General features: G+C 64.4%; 14 protein-coding genes, 1 tRNA gene and 1 pseudogene. 8 read left to right on the top strand and 8 right to left on the bottom strand.

What is annotated here, in order from left to right; genetic code table 11:
• Positions 1 to 45 precede the first annotated feature (45 nt).
• The 3 genes from DMH01_RS38240 to DMH01_RS38230 all read right to left on the bottom strand — a co-directional run bounded on the left by DMH01_RS38240 (position 46) and on the right by DMH01_RS38230 (position 2,289).
• Positions 46 to 702 carry a hypothetical protein gene (locus DMH01_RS38240; RefSeq protein ID WP_125683664.1) on the bottom strand — a complete coding sequence of 219 codons (657 nt, stop codon included), beginning with the start codon at positions 700 to 702 and terminating at the stop codon, positions 46 to 48.
• Positions 703 to 718: 16 nt separating this feature from the next.
• Positions 719 to 1,483 (bottom strand): sulfite exporter TauE/SafE family protein, encoded by a 765-nt coding sequence (locus tag DMH01_RS38235; RefSeq protein ID WP_125683662.1) that lies wholly within the window; start codon positions 1,481 to 1,483, stop codon positions 719 to 721.
• A 74-nt stretch (positions 1,484 to 1,557) separates the two neighbouring features.
• Positions 1,558 to 2,289: a hypothetical protein gene (locus DMH01_RS38230; protein WP_125683661.1), complete on the bottom strand. Its 732-nt coding sequence runs from the start codon at positions 2,287 to 2,289 to the stop codon at positions 1,558 to 1,560.
• Between the two features lie 15 nt (positions 2,290 to 2,304).
• On the opposite strand from DMH01_RS38230, the gene DMH01_RS38225 reads away from it, so the two are divergent.
• On the top strand, positions 2,305 to 2,766 hold the full coding sequence (locus DMH01_RS38225) for a hypothetical protein (RefSeq protein ID WP_125683659.1): 462 nt from the start codon (positions 2,305 to 2,307) through the stop codon (positions 2,764 to 2,766).
• A 101-nt stretch (positions 2,767 to 2,867) separates the two neighbouring features.
• A complete protein-coding gene (locus tag DMH01_RS38220; protein ID WP_125683657.1) occupies positions 2,868 to 3,812 on the top strand; it encodes a LysR family transcriptional regulator in 945 nt (314 codons plus the stop codon).
• Between the two features lie 208 nt (positions 3,813 to 4,020).
• Here the strand turns inward: DMH01_RS38220 and DMH01_RS38215 are convergent.
• Positions 4,021 to 4,260 (bottom strand): annotated as a pseudogene (locus tag DMH01_RS38215) (NAD(P)H-quinone dehydrogenase); the annotation flags it as partial.
• A 66-nt stretch (positions 4,261 to 4,326) separates the two neighbouring features.
• Here DMH01_RS38215 and DMH01_RS38210 point away from each other — a divergent pair.
• The gene (locus DMH01_RS38210; RefSeq protein WP_125683655.1) at positions 4,327 to 4,656 is read left to right on the top strand and encodes a trypco2 family protein; all 330 of its coding nucleotides are present in this window, start codon (positions 4,327 to 4,329) and stop codon (positions 4,654 to 4,656) included.
• A gap of 31 nt (positions 4,657 to 4,687) precedes the next feature.
• Positions 4,688 to 8,122, top strand: a complete 3,435-nt coding sequence (locus tag DMH01_RS38205; protein ID WP_125683653.1) for a tetratricopeptide repeat-containing serine protease family protein — start codon at positions 4,688 to 4,690, stop codon at positions 8,120 to 8,122.
• 167 nt (positions 8,123 to 8,289) lie between these two features.
• On the opposite strand, the gene DMH01_RS38200 is transcribed toward DMH01_RS38205, so the two are convergent.
• Positions 8,290 to 8,481: a hypothetical protein gene (locus tag DMH01_RS38200; RefSeq protein WP_125683651.1), complete on the bottom strand. Its 192-nt coding sequence runs from the start codon at positions 8,479 to 8,481 to the stop codon at positions 8,290 to 8,292.
• Positions 8,482 to 8,556: 75 nt separating this feature from the next.
• On the opposite strand from DMH01_RS38200, the gene DMH01_RS38195 reads away from it, so the two are divergent.
• From DMH01_RS38195 to DMH01_RS38185, 3 genes are all read left to right on the top strand, one after another.
• On the top strand, positions 8,557 to 9,288 hold the full coding sequence (locus DMH01_RS38195) for a helix-turn-helix transcriptional regulator (protein WP_125683649.1): 732 nt from the start codon (positions 8,557 to 8,559) through the stop codon (positions 9,286 to 9,288).
• 1,066 nt (positions 9,289 to 10,354) lie between these two features.
• The gene (locus tag DMH01_RS38190) at positions 10,355 to 10,717 is read left to right on the top strand and encodes a hypothetical protein (protein WP_125683647.1); all 363 of its coding nucleotides are present in this window, start codon (positions 10,355 to 10,357) and stop codon (positions 10,715 to 10,717) included.
• Positions 10,718 to 10,722: 5 nt separating this feature from the next.
• Entirely contained in the window at positions 10,723 to 11,526 is an 804-nt protein-coding gene (locus DMH01_RS38185) for a protein phosphatase 2C domain-containing protein (RefSeq protein WP_125683645.1), read from the top strand.
• A gap of 3 nt (positions 11,527 to 11,529) precedes the next feature.
• Here the strand turns inward: DMH01_RS38185 and DMH01_RS43765 are convergent, their stop codons facing one another.
• The 3 genes from DMH01_RS43765 to DMH01_RS38170 form a co-directional block, all read right to left on the bottom strand.
• Positions 11,530 to 11,919 (bottom strand): tyrosine-type recombinase/integrase, encoded by a 390-nt coding sequence (locus tag DMH01_RS43765; RefSeq protein ID WP_125683643.1) that lies wholly within the window; start codon positions 11,917 to 11,919, stop codon positions 11,530 to 11,532.
• 1,117 nt (positions 11,920 to 13,036) lie between these two features.
• Positions 13,037 to 13,109: transfer RNA gene (locus tag DMH01_RS38175), tRNA-Thr, on the bottom strand.
• Positions 13,110 to 13,153: 44 nt separating this feature from the next.
• Positions 13,154 to 14,722 carry an alkaline phosphatase gene (locus DMH01_RS38170; RefSeq protein ID WP_233621842.1) on the bottom strand — a complete coding sequence of 523 codons (1,569 nt, stop codon included), beginning with the start codon at positions 14,720 to 14,722 and terminating at the stop codon, positions 13,154 to 13,156.
• A 149-nt stretch (positions 14,723 to 14,871) separates the two neighbouring features.
• On the opposite strand from DMH01_RS38170, the gene DMH01_RS38165 reads away from it, so the two are divergent.
• On the top strand, positions 14,872 to 16,437 hold the full coding sequence (locus DMH01_RS38165) for a threonine/serine exporter ThrE family protein (RefSeq protein WP_125683641.1): 1,566 nt from the start codon (positions 14,872 to 14,874) through the stop codon (positions 16,435 to 16,437).
• Positions 16,438 to 16,452 lie beyond the last annotated feature (15 nt).

Below are 16,452 nucleotides of genomic sequence, written 5' to 3'. Positions count from 1 at the left end.
GTCACGCATACGAGATTGGCTTCGCCCGAATCGGAAGAAGCGCGACTAGCGCGCCTGCCAGGTCTCCGTGGCCCCCGTCGCCTCAGTGGAGAGACCGAACCACGTGACGTCGACGACTCCCTCGTCCGCCTTCGAACAGAGCATGACGTCCAAGTCATCTCTCGGCGGTTGCGACCAGGCGGCGACCAGGTTGTGGCCGCCCCAAACGAAGCCGAGCCCGCCGTACTCCACCTGATCACCTTGGAGCCATCGGATGTGCAGACGCCCGTGACGGTCGGTGATCTCCTTGGTGAGGGTCGGGAATTCCGTGCCGTTCGCCCCGTAGTCGGCCCGGTAGAGACCGCAGATCCGATCCGTGGGCCCGTCGGTGGACAGTCCGCCACCCAACTCTCCGTCGAGGTCCGGGCGGTACCAGATGGCAGGCAGGCGCCCCTTGGTCTGGATGTCATAGTTGACAACACCCGGATAGGTCGACAGGTCGGCACTGTCCACAGAACGGCTACGCGCGACGCAGAGGTTTCCGTTCTGCTCGATTCCTACACCGAACAGGGTCTCTCGGCGGCAACCGTGATCAATGATCCATCGCAGTCTGACCGCGTCACCGTCGCTATCGACGATGACGGTTCCTTCGTAATCGGTGGAATCCGGGTCATTCCCTGTCACAGTCAGCTCCGACCGCCGGCGCCGCAGCCAATCCAGCATGGGATGGTCCTCCTTCTCATCCACGGATGAACACGACCAAACCGAGTACCCCGACAATGACGATAACGACTCTGAACCAGAGGTCAGGCACCCTTCGCCCGACCAGCGCGCCGACTTTTCCGCCAACCACCGAGCCGGTCGCGAGCAGCCCGACTATCAACCAGTCGACGTGCGACGCGAAAGTCAAGATCAACGCTGAAACCCCGTTGTCGACGCCCTGCAGAACGTTCTTCAACGCGTTGATGGATTGCAGTCGCTGCTTGATCAGCAACGACATGACCGCGATCAGTATGACACCCTGCGCGGCCCCGAAGTAACCTCCATAGAGGCTTGCCAAGAGCACCGAGACGATGAGCAGGATTTCTCTGCGCGGAACCTGTCCATGTCGCGAATCCCGCTCTCTCCGCGACCACCTCGAAACCAGCGGTTGTATGGCCAGCAGCAAGACGGCCAGCAGGATCAGCACGGGGACGATCGCCTCGAACGTGCGAGCAGGCAGAAAGAGCAGGAGCCACGCTCCCATCGCTCCCCCCGCGGCCGCCGCCGTACAACACGCGATCACCCTCCAACGAGGGCCGGACAGCTCTGACCGATAGCTTATCGCTCCACTGATCGAGCCGGGCGCGAGTCCGATGTTGTTGGCGATGTTGGCCTGGACCGGTGGAACGCCGACCGCGAGCAGAACGGGAAACGTCAACAGTGTCCCGGAACCTACGACTGTGTTGAGCACGCCGGCGCCCAACCCGGCGGCGGCCACACCCAGCATCTGCCCTAAGTTCATCTGCCAACCAACCGTCTTTTGATTTGGACCCACCAAGACCTTCGTGGCGTTCGCCCGCGACACTCCGATGGAAATCAGGCGCGCAGCAGAATTCCACCGTTCTCGACTTCGCTGCGACAGCCGGCTCGCCGGAGGACCCGCCAAACCAACGCTTGATTGCTCGCAACCACCGGCTTACCGTATTCTTCTTCCAACCGGTCGATCAATGACACTATCCTGAGCGCATTGCAGCAGACGAGAAGTGAATCGACTCGATCGTCCTTCAGCATCGCCCCTGCGATATCAAGGAGTGCCTCTTGGGAGATACGCGCGATCATATCATTCGATTCGACCGCCAGCGCGCAGCTGAGAGCCACGTCGAATCCGCGTGCACCGAGTTGCTTTCGAACAATCTCGTGTAATTCCTCGACATACGGGGTCAGCAAGGCGATGCCGGTCGGCGCCAGAGTGTCCAAGGCCGCGAAAATGGCCTCCCGCGTATCGACCATCGGAGCTCGCCCGGAGGTCACATACCCCGCCTCGATACGGTCGCCGACCGCGCCGAAGCTACCCGAGCTGCACGCGTAGCCGAAAGCGTCGACCGGCGAATCCGGGTAGATCATGTTCGCGGACCGGGCGATTTCACGCTCATACTCGGCCGAGGTCATGTTCTCATAGTTCGGTACACGACTGATACCGACCTGGACCTCATCGGGCACCAAAGAGAGAATTTCGCGGTCCGAACCATGGTCGGTGTCCAGTAGAAGAAAACCTACTCGAGCCTTCGGCTCAGGCTCGAAGCAGCGGTTCACCAGATGGGTACCCAAGGGACCTGCTCCTCTGTGCTCGCACTGCTGCGACAAGCGCGAATCAAGGCCTGTTTTTCGTCGGCGAAGTTTCCCGATTTCCTGTTTTCAGGCATGCCGCAGGCCTCACCGCGGAGAGCCATGCGGCCTGCCGTTGTTCGGCTGCGCCATACCGGAGATGGCGATGTGAGCATTGTCGATCGCGTTCGTGGTGGCGCCCCCGAGAGCGTCTCGCGCGCTTCCGATCCAGAGATCCGCTGTCGCGACAGCTCCGGCGGTATCGCCGAGGAACGGTCCTTCGACCACCGCGATCTCGCCGGCTCGAGTCTCTTCCCGAAGCGTTCGCGAAAAAGCATCGAGGGCGGTTTCAAGTGCGGCAACGACTTGACGGAGAGTGCCGAGCATCTGATATGCGTCGTACCCCCGCCGATCACACGCACCGCCTCTGGCAGCCAGGAAAAGGGCGTCACGCGCGACTCTGCACAGCTCGGTCGATGATTCTCGATGGAGCTTCACTGATCGAGTCATACGCCAAGTCTTCCGAAGGCTCGATCTGTTGGAAAGTTACTTGTCGTACCGCATTGAGTTAGAATTCGTGCATGCCCCTTGACCCCCGCCGCTTATTGCTGCTGCGTGCGGTCAAACGCACGGGCAGCGTGCTGGCCGCTGCTCGCGCGCTCCACCTGACACCGTCCGGTATCTCCCAGCATCTGGGAAAGCTCGAGGCAGAGGCCGGACTAGCGCTGATCGACCGGGATCGCCGAGGTGGTGGGCGGTCCGTCCAGCTCACGCCGGCGGGCAAGGCGCTCGCCGAGCATGCCGAGCGCCTCGCCGAGGCCTTGGCGGCAGCCGAGCGGGGGCTTCAGCAGTTCCGGGAAGGAGCTACCGGCCCCCTGAAAGTCGGAGGTGTCTCCGTCGTGCTCAGCGAACTCGTCGCTCCCGTGGCGATGAGGATGGCGGCCGCCGATTCGAGCATGGATCCCTGCATCTACGAACTCACCGACAGCGAAGGTGTCCCCAAACTCATCGAAGGACACATCGACGTCCTGCTCAGCGAACGCGCCAAAGCCGACGGCGTCGCTCGCGCGCCGGGCCTCACGGAAATCGATCTGGTGCGCGATCCGTTCCAGGTCGTCATTCCCGGGACCTGGACCGCTGACACCGGCCCGGCGGCTTTGCTGGCACGCCCGTGGGTCACGACATCGTCGGGCAGCGCGACACGGGACGAGTTGGAGCGGCTGTGCCGCCAGTACGGGGTGGAGCTCGACGCCCATGACATCGGCGCCGGTTCCGCGTCGACCCTGATCGCGCTCGTCTCACATGGCCTGGGCGCGGCTGTGGTCTCGTCGCTCGCCCTGCGCCAGAATCCGGCATCGAACGTCCGCGTCTGCGACGTCATCATGGACCCCGGATCCCGGGTCATCACCGCGCTGTATCGCAGTGACGCTTCGCCGGCCGTCCTTCAGCTGGTCACGGAGCTGAAGCGTTTCGCGGCCACGGAGCTGCGAAACGCTTTCACCCACCGCGGCGGGCATAAAGCGTAAAAGTGAGCCGCCAAGGGGGCTCGAACCCCTGACCTTCTGTTTACAAGTTCCAGCGCCGACCTACAGATCGGTGGCGACCTGGGTTTTGTTGGACATCAGAGGCGGCGAAATGGGCGTGATCAGTGTAGCTGAGCAGCAGTTCGTGGACCGGAACGTGGACCAAGATCAACGCGATAGCCCGCGTCGGCTGTCTGTGGGGCAGCGCTGGCTGGCGCCAGTCGAGGATGCGCTCGCCGTCCGACACGGCGCCGGGCAGCACGCGCGGGGTGGCGCCGGTGGAGATGAGGACGACGTCGGCGTCGAGCACCTCGGTCGAGCCGTCGGGGGCGGTGACGGCGACCTTGTGCGTAGCGAGCCCGGCCTCTTCGTCGTCGAAGCGGGCCTGGCCGATGACGACGCGGACGCCCTCGCGCTGGACGCGGGCGCGGATGCCGGCGGACTGCGCGAGCTCCGTCCGGAGTACCTCCCGTGAGGTCGGTGTAGCGGGCCGAACTGCCGGGACGACACTGTGGTCATGAACATCGAATTGGGGGACGCCGTCGCGGCCCTACGGGACGAACTGCTGGACGCTGCCGATCGCGCCACGACGGCCGAGGTGGAGTTCGCGGTGGGACCGATCGAGCTGGAATTCGCCGTGGAGTTGCGCAAGGACGGCAAGGCCAAGGCCGGATTCAAGGCGTGGGTGGTGTCCGCCGACGCCGAGGCTAGTGCGTCTCACACGACCAAGCACAAGGTCACTGTGACACTGAACCCGCGCAAACCCGGCGGTGGCGACATGATCGTGTCAAATAGAGCTGCTGGCAAGGACGGTCCTGGGGACGTGACCGGGCACATCGGCCGCTGACGGGCGACAGTTCACGGGAGGGACTTGACGGGTGGAGCGAGAGCGGGTTGTGGCCGTGTCCGGCCTGGGGGGTGACGGCTCCGGCTACGTCATCGCGCCGCGGCTTGTATTGACCTCGGCGCACGTCGTGACCGGCCTCGAAGCGTCGGTCACAGTGTTTCGGCCCGGCGTGCCCGGCACCGTCACTGCACGCCCGGTGTGGTGCGGAACCCCGGCAGGGCGAGACGACGCCGCGCTAGTGCTCATTGATGACCCAGCGTGGACACCACTACCCGACACACCGATCATGTGGGGGCGCACCGTCACCTACCGACCCGGGATCGCTTGCCGCGCCTGGGGCAGACCACGGATCGCCCAACGCGACGGCCGACCAACCGACATAAGCCAGATCACCGGCTCCCTCAACCCGGGCAGCAGTATCGTCGCCGACCGATACCTGATCGAACTCGACCAGTTCCCACCCGAGGGCGACTCGCCGTGGGCGGGGATGTCTGGCGCGGCGGTGTTCTGCGGCGACCTGCTCGCCGGAGTCGTCGCGGTCGACCCCGCTCACCGTCGACACGCGGCATTGGAGGCGGTGCCAGCCTACGTCCTGCTCCACGACAAGACGTTCGTGTCGGTGTTAGCCGACGGTGGTGGAGATGCGCTGCGATGTGAGGCCATCGAACTCCAGCTCCTCTCCGATGGCAGAAGCCGCCTGTCGGCAGGAGAACCGGTCCGTTCGCCGGCGGCGTTGCTGACGGCTCACCGTGCGGTGCTGCCGTTCCGCGGCCGGGACGAGGTCTTGAGTGAGTTGCATGCGTGGGCAAAGGGGCCGGGCATTGGGATGTGGTTGCTGTATGGCCAGGGAGGTCAAGGCAAGACGCGCCTCGCGCACGAGTTCGCTAACCGACTACGAGACGAGGACCAGGCTTGGACGACGATCTGGTTGAATTCTGCGGCGGATGCCACAAGTATTGGAGTGCTGGCGGCGCTGTCGTCTGCGACGTTGGTCGTGGTGGACTACGCGGAGAACCGCGCTGAGCAGCTTACCGCCCTGTTCACCGCCTTAGCCCGAGTCAGTCCTGCTGTCACGGTGAAAGTGTTGTTATTAGCCCGGACCGCGGGCGCGTGGTGGGACGAAGTAATCGCGACCGGCGGTGATATCGTCCGCGACATCGCAGAGCTGACCCGGCGTCAATCGCTGCCTGCGCTGGATACGACACCGCAGGCATGCACCCTGACTTACCAGGCGGCGGTGTCCGCGTTTACGACAGCGCTGCGCACAATGCAAGGCCTATCCGACCAGCCGTGGTTTGAGATCGCCGCCGCGCTGCCTGAGCCGACTGGTGTCGCCTCGACGGTACTGGCAGTCCAGATGACTGCCTTGGCAGACCTGCTTGACGGAGCGACCTCCACTTCCTCTGATCGTGACGTTGAGTCTGGACTTGAGGATCGGGTGCTGATTCATGAACGCGGGTACTGGAAATCTACGGCGACGGCCCAGGGGCTTCTGCCGGGCCTGACATTGGCGACATTGACCGACCTTGTGATCGCCGCCGCAGTGCTTGGACCGTGCTCTCTTGACGATGTAGGCAATGTGGTAGCGCGGGTTCCGGGGCTGGCCGATCAGCCAGTGGACCGGCAGAACGCCGCCAGCGCATGGCTGTTGAGCGTGTACCCCCCTGGTGACGACGGCGCGTTCGAAGGGTTGATGCCGGACCGACTAGCTGAGCGGCTGGTCGGCCAATCAATCTTAGAGGCTGGACGTAGCGGTGTGGTGACACGGCTAGCAGCGCAGGCTGGGGCCGAGGATGCTGGGCGATTGCTGACGGTTTGCACGCGGGCAGCAGCACACACCGTATTCGGCAGTCGGGTCGGCGACAGGGTGACACGGTTGTGTGTTCAGCAGGCAGACAAACTCGCCGTGGCAGCGATCATCGTCGCGACACGAGTTGAAAAACCGTTGCCGCTGGTGCGAGCTATCAACCAGGTCGCCGCTACAGACGGCGTGCATACCTCACTGTTAGAGCGTATGGGACGGGCCTTTCCACAGCAGAGTCAGATTCTCGCCGAAGCCGCTGTCGCGGTCGGCGAAATATTGGTTGACCGTCAGCGGAGCATCCCTGCGAACGACCCGATTCTTGGCAGTGCTCGTCTGGCTCAACGCTTGACTGCTCTCGCGGTGCGGTTGGGTGCCGTGGGGCGGCTCGAAGACGCGCTCAAGGCCATCACCGAAGCCGTCGCGATCCGACGCCAACTCGCCGAGCAGCGCCCCGATACCTTCCTACCCGATCTCGCCACCAGCCTGTACATCTTCGCGGTACGACTGGGCGCCCTGGGGCGACTGGAAGACTCGCTCGAGGTCAACGTTGAGGCTGTCACACTTCACCGCCGACTGACCGAGCAGCGTCCCAACGCCTTCCTCCCAGGCCTTGCCACCAGCCTGAATAACATGGCGGTTCGGCTGAGTGCCTTGGGGCGCCCCGAAGACGCGCTCGAGGCCATCACCGAAGCCATCACGATCCGACGCCAACTCGCCGAGCAGCGCCCCGATACCTTCCTGCCGGGCCTCGCTGCGGGCCTGAACAACCTCGCGCGCGCCCAGAACAGCCTAGGACGCCTGGAAGACTCGCTCGAGAGCATCACCGAAGCCGTGACGATCAAGCGCCAACTGGCCAAGCAGCGCCCCGACGCCTTCCTACCCGATCTCGCCACCAGCCTAAACAACCTCGCAAATGCCCAGTATGGGCTGCGGCGCCCAGAAGAGGCGCTCACATCGATCACCGAAGCCGTTGCGATCCGACGCCAACTGGCCAACCAGCGCCCCGACGCCTTCCTACCCGATCTCGCCACCAGCCTAAACAACCTCGCGAGCCCACTGGGCGCCCTAGAGCGACCCGAAGACGCGCTCGAGGCCATCACCGAAGCCATCACGATCCGACGCCAACTCGCCGAGCAGCGTCCCGACGCCTTCCTCCCTAACCTCGCTGCGAGCCTGAACAACCTCGCGATAACGCTGGGCGCCCTAGAGCGACCCGAAGACGCGCTCGAGGCCATCACCGAAGCCATCACGATCCAGCGTCAACTGGCTAAGCAGCGCCCCGACGCCTTCCTCCCAGACCTCGCTGTAAGCCTCACCAACCTCACAAATTTCCTGTTTGAGTTGGAACGCCTGGAAGACGTGCTCGAGGCCATCACCGAAGCCGTCGCGATCCGACGCCAACTGGCCAAGCAGCGCCCCGACGCCTTCCTACCCGATCTCGCTGAGAGCCTCACCAACCTCGCGATAACGCTCGGCGCCTTAGAGCGACCCAAAGACGCGCTCGAGGCCATCACCGAAGCCGTTGCGATCCGACGCCCACTCGCCGAGCAGCGCCCTGATGTTTATCTCCAAGCACTTGATAATTCAAACGATCTGCTAGCCCTGCTAACTGACGAACTATCCAATCTCCCTGTTTTGGAAGACCACCCCCCCGATGCGTAAAACCCTGTCGCAACCCACTAACGTCGCCTTGCAAAAGTGCTGGTCGACGACATCTGAGGCGTCTACCGCTGGTTGACCTGAACCAGGGCGTGTCTGGACTGGCTTGTCTGGATGCTTCCGACTGAGGTTCGCACCCACCGTGACTCCCATTGATCAACTATTCGAGGTCAGTGCCCCAGGATTTGGGTCAGCAGACCACAGACAGCGATCCCCACGCCAAGGCCGGCCAGCGGCCCACCGAGGAACCCCGCGAGGAGTCCCGCCCCGACCGCGATCGTGAGAATGACCGCCCACCTGAGCGGAAGTCGCTCATCGCTGTTCGCGCCACCGGGGTCGCCGGTCCCATTCGCCGCTGTCATTGCAGTTGCTCCTTTGGTCGGTCGATCCGAGACGCCCTCGGCACCGTGCTCTCACAGAACCAGAGCCTGATACCAGTGTTCAAACTGGGCGCTACATCGCGCTACTATGTTCATCTAGTGCGCTACAAAGGAGGTTTGATGCCTCGCCGACCTCGTCCGCTCAGCCCCGACGACGGTCCGCTGGCGGTCTTCGCGCTCGAACTCAGAGCCATGCGAGACCGCCATGGGCCGACCGCGCCCACGCCGGACGACATCGCTACTCGGGAGGGCATCCACCGCACAACCGTCTATGCGGCCCTTTCAGGCAAACGCGTGCCAAGCCGCGACGTGCTCGCCGCGATCGTCAAGCAGTGGAACGGGGACCAAGTCGAGTGGGCAGCGAAACGAACAGCTCTTGAGAACGTGCTTAGTACTGCTCGTCAACTACTGGAGAAACCAATCCGCCCAGGCGAAACACGAGCAGGGGCCAGTTCCGGCGTTACATGGGACGAGCTACAACACGCCGGAGTAACTTGGCAAAACCCGCGCGGAAGCAACGACACTCTTTCAGCGAGCGACGGTGGCATCGAGAGAGCGATTTTTATTCGCGATCTAGGAGCACTGATCATAGAAAATCAATACTCCTACCAAGTGATCAACAGCCGTTCAGGAGTGTCAATGGGCACTCTCAGTAGCATCGTGAACAGCAGAGCTCTCAGGCTGCCTCGATGGGAAATCGTCGAACGCATCCTGAGGGCCATCTACATCAACGAGACGGACATCAAAGAGTGGCAAATGCGCTGGATTAGGGTCCGAGGTCAGCAGTGAAGCTCCGGCCACAGGAAAAACGTGAGCCAGCTCTGCAGATGTTACACCGGCAGCGACCAGCCCTTCCGAGGCGATACGTCTTCCATATCACGGAGCGCGTGGGCCGAAAACCTGCTCCACAAGTTGATGAAGCGCCGCCGAGGTCTGACCTCCGCCATAGAGAGCCAGCCGTGACATCGCGAGGTCGTAACCTAGCACTGGGTCATTCTCGGACGCTCTGAGGCCGCGGCCCTACCGCAGTAGCGCAAAGCACATATACGGCTACGCCAAGCGATTAGGCCGCGTATCCACGACACGCCGAAGAGGTCGTATTGCCCGACACGCCGGTTTGACTTGGAGAAAGTTCTCCACAGGCCGACGGCTCGTTGACCAGCTGTTTTCTTCGCCGAGGAAAGTCGGCCCCGTGCACGGGGCCTGTTTCACCCTCAAAAGAGGGGTTTTCCACAGGGTTGTCCACAGGATGGCCCCCAGGCGAAATTGCGCCGGTCCAGCCGAACGCTCCAACATGTCGACCAGCCGTTCGAGAGCCACAAGCTCACCGTGCGGTTGCCTCTCGCTCCGACGTGACCGGTAACGCCGGAGCACCGACGGCCTCAACCAGAGGCCTGGCTCCAACTGGAGTTCAGTAGTGCCCAAACACCCGGCAAGACGAAAGGAGCGCCGAACCAGGGGTAACGGCCCTGGCCGACGCAACCTCGTCGAGCTTCAAACGCAGTACCTGAAGCTGCTCATCGTGCTCATTCCCTTGATCAGCCCGATCGTGCAGCACTACCTCAAGTAACACCCTGCGCTGCCGGGTGGAGCTGCAAACTCCACCCGGCGGTTCACACAACAGCACACCTTCCTCGGTCAGTCCTGTGCAAGCAACAGATAGGAGCGAACGATCACGCGGCCAGGTTCGAACCGCCCTGTTGCGTGGTTGTTAGCTCCTCTACCTACAAGTGGGGGCCTCTTCGTCCATCTCGTCGACCTGGCGTGAGCCCGATCAAGTCTGTCAAGGGGGGCGCTTTCCTGCGGTGGTGAGCGTGTGTGCGGTGTGCCCCCTTGACAGGCTTGAATAGCCCTTGTGGAGGTGGGCGACAGGCACGCACGGACGCAACCCCTTGGCTTCACACGTGAGAAAGAACGCTGGCGGACCGACGATCACGACTCGGGCGAACGCTACTTCTCACCTCGGCTCCAAGAGCCTCCTCGCGACGAAGAGTTCGGCTACTTCGCGCGCCGCCGCGAGGAAGATCGCGTAGTGATCCACGTTGCGGGCATCACCGCGGTTGGCTCCAGTGGTGTACTGCACTACCTGCAAACGAACGTGAGAGACCTGTTCACGAAGCAAGGTGACGTCTCGTTCAGCATGATCGTCAAGTGCGGCTTTTCAAGCGACACAACGGTTACATCGAGCGAACTTGTTGCAGGCCCCTACAGGTGGTGACGCGGATGCGGACGGTTACAGCCCAGACGCCGCGCTCCTCGGAAAGCCAGGACCGAGTCGCGGCGAGTGAGAACATGGCGCTCGTTCTCGACGGAGCCAGCGCGTTCGAACCCGTTGACGTATCGACTGGTCTCTACGTCGACCACCTCGCAGCGGCCATTAAAACCCGCCTCGAGCAGGAGCAGGACGTCGACCTGAGAACGGTCGTCGCTGGTGCGATCCGAGACACCGCAAACAGACTCGGACTTCACCCGGGCAACTCGCCGTCCAGCACGGTCAGCTTGCTCCGCGCCCGCGAAAGGCATATTGACCTGCTCTGCTTGGGCGACAGTGCGATTTACTACGGTGCGGACAGCGATGAGGTCAGCATGCTGGCCGACACTCGAATGTCGAAGCTTGGGATTCCTGAGCACCAGGCGTACCGCGAAAGAGTGGCAGCGGGCTACGGCTACGACTCTCGGCAACGCGAGTTGCTCGCGGCGTTGCAACGCGAGCAGCGGAAGCGGCGGAATCGCCCGGGCGGGTACTGGATAGCTGAGGCAGACCCAGATGCCGCGTTTGAGGCAATGGTGGAGACCGTTCCACGGAAGGAAATCTCGTGGGCGGTCCTCGCGACCGACGGAGCTTATAGTCCAATGCTCCACTTAGGACTCGCGAACTGGGCACACTTGGCACACGGAAGTGAAGCTGAGCTGGGGAACTTGCTTGACATCTGCGCCGCTTGGGAGAAACGAGACGACCCGAACGGCCGCGCACTCCCGCGAGCGAAGGTCAGCGACGACAAGGCCTTGGCGGCAGTCGTTCTGTAAGCCCTAGTTGTCGGATGTGGACCCGGACCGCCGGAGCTTCGGCATCGTGCTACCGATCGTTTCCGCTGCGGCTTTGTCGGCAGCTCCGACCCACGCCGCGTAGTGCCGAAGCGTGGTGCTGCCGTCCCCATGTCCGAGTCGACCGGCTACTGTCCGAAGGTCCACGCCGGCGGTAAGCAGCTGGGTCGCTGAGCAGTGACGGAGTTCCTTGAGCTGTGTCTTCACGCCGAGCTTCCCGACGAGAAGGCCATACCGGCGAGTTAGCGAACTGGGGTCCCGGGGCTTGCTGAAGTCGGGTTGCGCCGAGAAGACCCAGGTTTCACCACTCAGCGCGAGCCCCAGGCTCGCCAGCTGCCGAATCGTCGCCGCCCTAAGCTGTTCGAGCAAGCGCACGGTCTCAGGGTCGAGCGAGACTCGTCTCCCTGGTGAGTCTTGGTGTCCTTGAGGATCATCCCGTCCGGCCCTCGGACGTAGTTCTCATCGAGGGTCACGACCGCTGCGTCGAGGTCGACGTCTTCCCACTGAAGCGCTGCAACCTCGCCGCGGCGAGCACCGGTCACTGCGGACAGCCAGGCATACGTCCCCCACTCAAGGCTGACCTCGTGCGCAGCTTCGATGATTCGGGCCATCTCCTGACTCGACGGCGGGCGAGGTTGCGATTTTCGTTTGGTGGGCAAGCGAACACTCGGCGCCGGGTTGTACGGGATCCGCTTCCAACGCACTGCGGCACTTAGCGCACCGCTAATGACTCCGTGGATCGAGCGAATCGAGGAGGTCGAGTAGGGCTTGCACACATGTGGCTGGCACTCAACCACTTCGCAGCCTGTCGATACGCAGTCGTGGTTAGCCAGTTCATCGGCAGTCGGTCGCCCAGCTCTCCGCCGATGTTTCATCACGACTCGACATTCGTGCTTTCCGGCGACTCGATGCTCGACGAACGGCTTCCCGTCGCAACGCTGTCGGCAGCGCCGCAGGTCCGCGTAGAACTTCTCCAGGCGCTCGGGCGCGTCTCGCATGAGCAGGACCAACGGAAGATCGCCGAGCACAGGACGAATGTGATCCCGAATCATCCACTCGTAGTTCATGCGGGTCGTGGGATCGATCTCCGCCTGCGGAAGCACTGATCAAGGAATGCACCGAAGGTCGACCTTGTCCGAGCGACCTTCAAGGAGTCCGCTTCATGCTGGAGCCGCGTCCGGACCTTCTCAGCTTCCTTCAGTGCTGCACGCTCGGACCGCTCGTTTCCCGGCCTCTCGATCGACACCGATTCCGTGAGAACGATCCGCTCCCCCGTCGCGGGGTCTTTCCCTGCGGACACTCGCACCTGGAAGGAGTCACGATGGCGGCGAATGCTGCCGCGCTGTCGCCCGCCCTCGATCGAACCCGTGGTCACCACGCATCTCAGGCTAGCAAGGCCGGTGGACCAAACCGTGGACCAAGATCCACTTCATGACACGCAAGAGGACTTGCCTGAACCGGAATTGACTGGTCAGGGAGAGGTTTGATCTTGAGCCGCCAAGGGGGCTCGAACCCCTGACCTTCTGTTTACAAGACAGATGCTCTACCAGCTGAGCTATAGCGGCCGTGCCCAGGGCAGCCCGGGCACGGCCAGTATATCGGCGCCCGTTCAGCCGTCCGCAGGGCGCACCCGGGGCTCCCCGGCCACCGCCCGGAAGGCGTGCGCGAACGTCACGGCGGTCGCCGGGTCGCGGCGGTCGGCGACGTAGTACCAGTTCATCCGGACGGCTTCCGGGGTCACTTCGAGGACGCCGGGGCCGTGCGAGTCGAGCTCGACGAACCGCACGTGCGGGTTCAGCGCGCGGATCGCGGCTTCCACCTTCAGCGAGCCGGTCCGTGGCGGGACGCCGAGTTGCTCGTCGATGTTGTCCGAGGTGACCGACGGGCACACGAACTCCACGGCGACGCTCGTCCCGTCCCGCGGCACGTCGTTCGCCCACGACGAGTGGACGTCGCCGGTCAGGAACACCGTGTTGCCCCGGCCCTGTGCGGCGATGGTGTCGAGGACCCGGCGGCGGTCGGCGGTGTAGCCGTCCCATTGGTCGGTGTTGACCGTGGTCGGCTGGTCGGTGAGCAGGTCGTCGAGCGCGAGCCGTTCACGGGTGGGCAGCGCGGGGATCTTGATCGGCGTGACCATCACCGAGTTCCCGATCAGGTTCCAGGACGCGGTCCCGCGCGCGAGGCCGTCCAGGAACCACCGCCGTTGCTCGGCGCCGAGGATGGTTCCCTCCACCGAAGCCGCGCCGGGCTGCCGGGTCCGGTACGTCCGCAGGTCCAGCATGGTGAGGTCGGCCAGCAGCCCGAACTTCAGCCGCCGGTACAGCCGGTCGCCGCGATGGCGCACCGGCATCCATTCGAAGTACGCCTGGTGCGCGGCCCGCATCCGGTCGTGCCAGCTTCCTTCGGTCGCCGGGTCGTGTGACGGCGACCCGCCGGACCAGGCGTTGTCCGCGGCCTCGTGGTCGTCCCAGGTCGCGACCATCGGGTGCCGGGCGTGCAGCCGCCGGAGGTGCTCGTCGGTCTTGTACATCGCGTGGCGTTGCCGGTAGTGCCCCAGGGTGATCAACTCGTTGGGCGGTACCGAAGGCCGAAGATCACCCGCAGGGTTGGGATTCCCTTCGTAGAGGTAGTCACCCAGGTGAATGAAGGCGTCGAGGTCGTCACGGTCGGCCAAATAGCCGTAGGGGGCGAAGTGACCGACAGCCCAGTTGGCGCACGAGACCACGCCGAACCGCAGGCTCGCGACGTCCTCTTCGTGCGAAGGCGCGGTGCGTGTCCGCCCGGACGGCGAGACCTGCCCCTGAGACGTGAAGCGGTACCAATACTCCGTCGACGCGCACAGCCCGCCCGCCGTCACCTTCACCGTATGGTCGCGTTCCGGCCCCGTCCGGACGTGACCGCGAGCGACGACGCGCGCGAATCCGGCGTCTTCGGCCATCTCCCACCGGACGTCCGCCGCCGCCCCTTTTCCGGATCCCGGAATCGCGTCGGGCGAGGGCGTGACACGGGTCCAGAGAAGGACCGAATCGGGCATCGGATCGCCCGAGGCCACCCCGTGCGCGAAAACCGGGGCCTCCGCCCCGCTAGATGCACCCGAAAGGGTGAACGTCGCCGCGGTTCCGGCGGCGGTGACGCCCGCCGCGCGAAGAACGGATCTCCTGCTCACAGAGGACGCCATGGCATGCAGTGTGCCGTAAACCGGCGCGCCCGCGACGATCTTCCTCCGACGTGGTGGACGCCACTTCGGGTTTCCTGCAACGGTCGAGGCACCGGCCCCGATGCTCCTCGGGAAAGTCCCTCGAACCAGAGTGAGGAGGTGGATCGATCATGAAGATCAACGAGCACACCAAGGGAGCCCGACGCGGCGAACACGGTGCCGAAAAGAACCAGGACGAAACACCCGAACGTGGCGAATGGCTGCTGGAAGCGCCACGCCAGCGTGACGGAGAGCGATCGATCCCCCAGACTCGCTCGCACCGGCCGAATCTGCTGCGCCGCCGCGCCTGGCAGATCCTCGAAGCGCCGACGGCCGAGCAGCCCGCCGTCGACGTCGAAGAGGCGATCGGCCCGCAGCCGCCGGACGACACGACGGTCAACTTCGTCCTGGACCTCGCCTTGCGTATCGGCGAGGTCCAGATGTCGAGCGGCGCCGGCGCCTCCGACGTCACGGCGACGATCATCGCGCTGACCTCCGCGCTCGGCCTTCCGCACTGCGAGGTCGACGTGATCTTCACGTCGATCACGGTGACCTGCCACCGCGGCACCGACATGGCGCCCGTGACGGCGCTGCGCGTGGTCCGCTCGCGCAGCCTCGACTACACGCGGCTCACCCAGACGGAGACGCTGGTCCGCCGGATCGTCCGCGGCAACATCGGCGCCGAGGAGGCGCAGCAGGAACTCCAGCGGATCACGACGGCGCCGCACCCGTACCCCCGCTGGGTGGCCACGGCCGCCTGGGGTGGGCTGGCCGCGTTCATCACCCTGATCCTCGGCGGCAGCATCGACGTCGCGCTGGTCGCGCTGGTGATCAGCGCGGTCATCGACCGCCTCGGCCGCTTCCTCAACCGCTTCGCGCTGCCGTTCTTCTTCCAGCAGGTGATCGGTGGCCTGGTCGCGACCCTGTCGGCGATGGCCATAGTCAGCAGCAATCTGCTCACCACGGACAAACCCACGCTGGTGGTCGCGGCGGCGGTCACCGTGCTGCTGTCCGGCCTCTCCACGGTTTCCGCCGTGCAGGACGCCATCACCGGCTACTACGTCACGGCGGCCGGGCGCACGACGGAAACCGCGCTGATGAGTGCCGGGCTGATCGCGGGGGTGGTGCTCGCGCTGAAGATCGCGGTGCTGCTCGGCCTTCCGCTGACGCCGCTGCCCGAGGTCGTCTCCTCGACGCCGCAGCAACTTCCGATCATCATCGTCGGCAGCATCGGCGCGTCGGCCTGCTTCGCGCTGGCCTCCTACTCGACGCTGCGCGCGATGATCGTCGCGGGAGCGGCGGGCGCCATCGGCGGCGCGGTCTACGGCGCCTTGATGCTGACCGACTTCCAGGCGGTCAGTTCGTCCGCCGTCGCCGCCACGCTGGTCGGTTTCTGCGGCGGTGTGCTGGCCAGGCGGCTCAAGGTGACGCCGCTCGTGGTGGCTGTGTCCGGCATCACGCCCCTCCTCCCCGGTCTCTCCACCTATCGTGGTCTATACCAATTGGGCGTCGAGCCCGGCGGGAACATCTCGACGCTGATGACCGCGGTCGCGATCGGGCTTGCCCTGGCAGCGGGTGTGGTACTCGGCGAATACCTCGCGCAGCCGGTGCGCACGGGGCTCGGCAGGCTCGAACGCAAGTTCGCCGGGCCGAGGATGGCGGGCCCGATGGAACCCGCCGAACGACGCTTGGAGTGATCGCTCGCCGACGGG

It is taken from the genome of Amycolatopsis sp. WAC 04182 (assembly GCF_003947465.1).
In the GTDB taxonomy this organism is placed as follows: domain Bacteria; phylum Actinomycetota; class Actinomycetes; order Mycobacteriales; family Pseudonocardiaceae; genus Amycolatopsis.
This window is presented reverse-complemented; position numbering and strand designations above follow the sequence as displayed.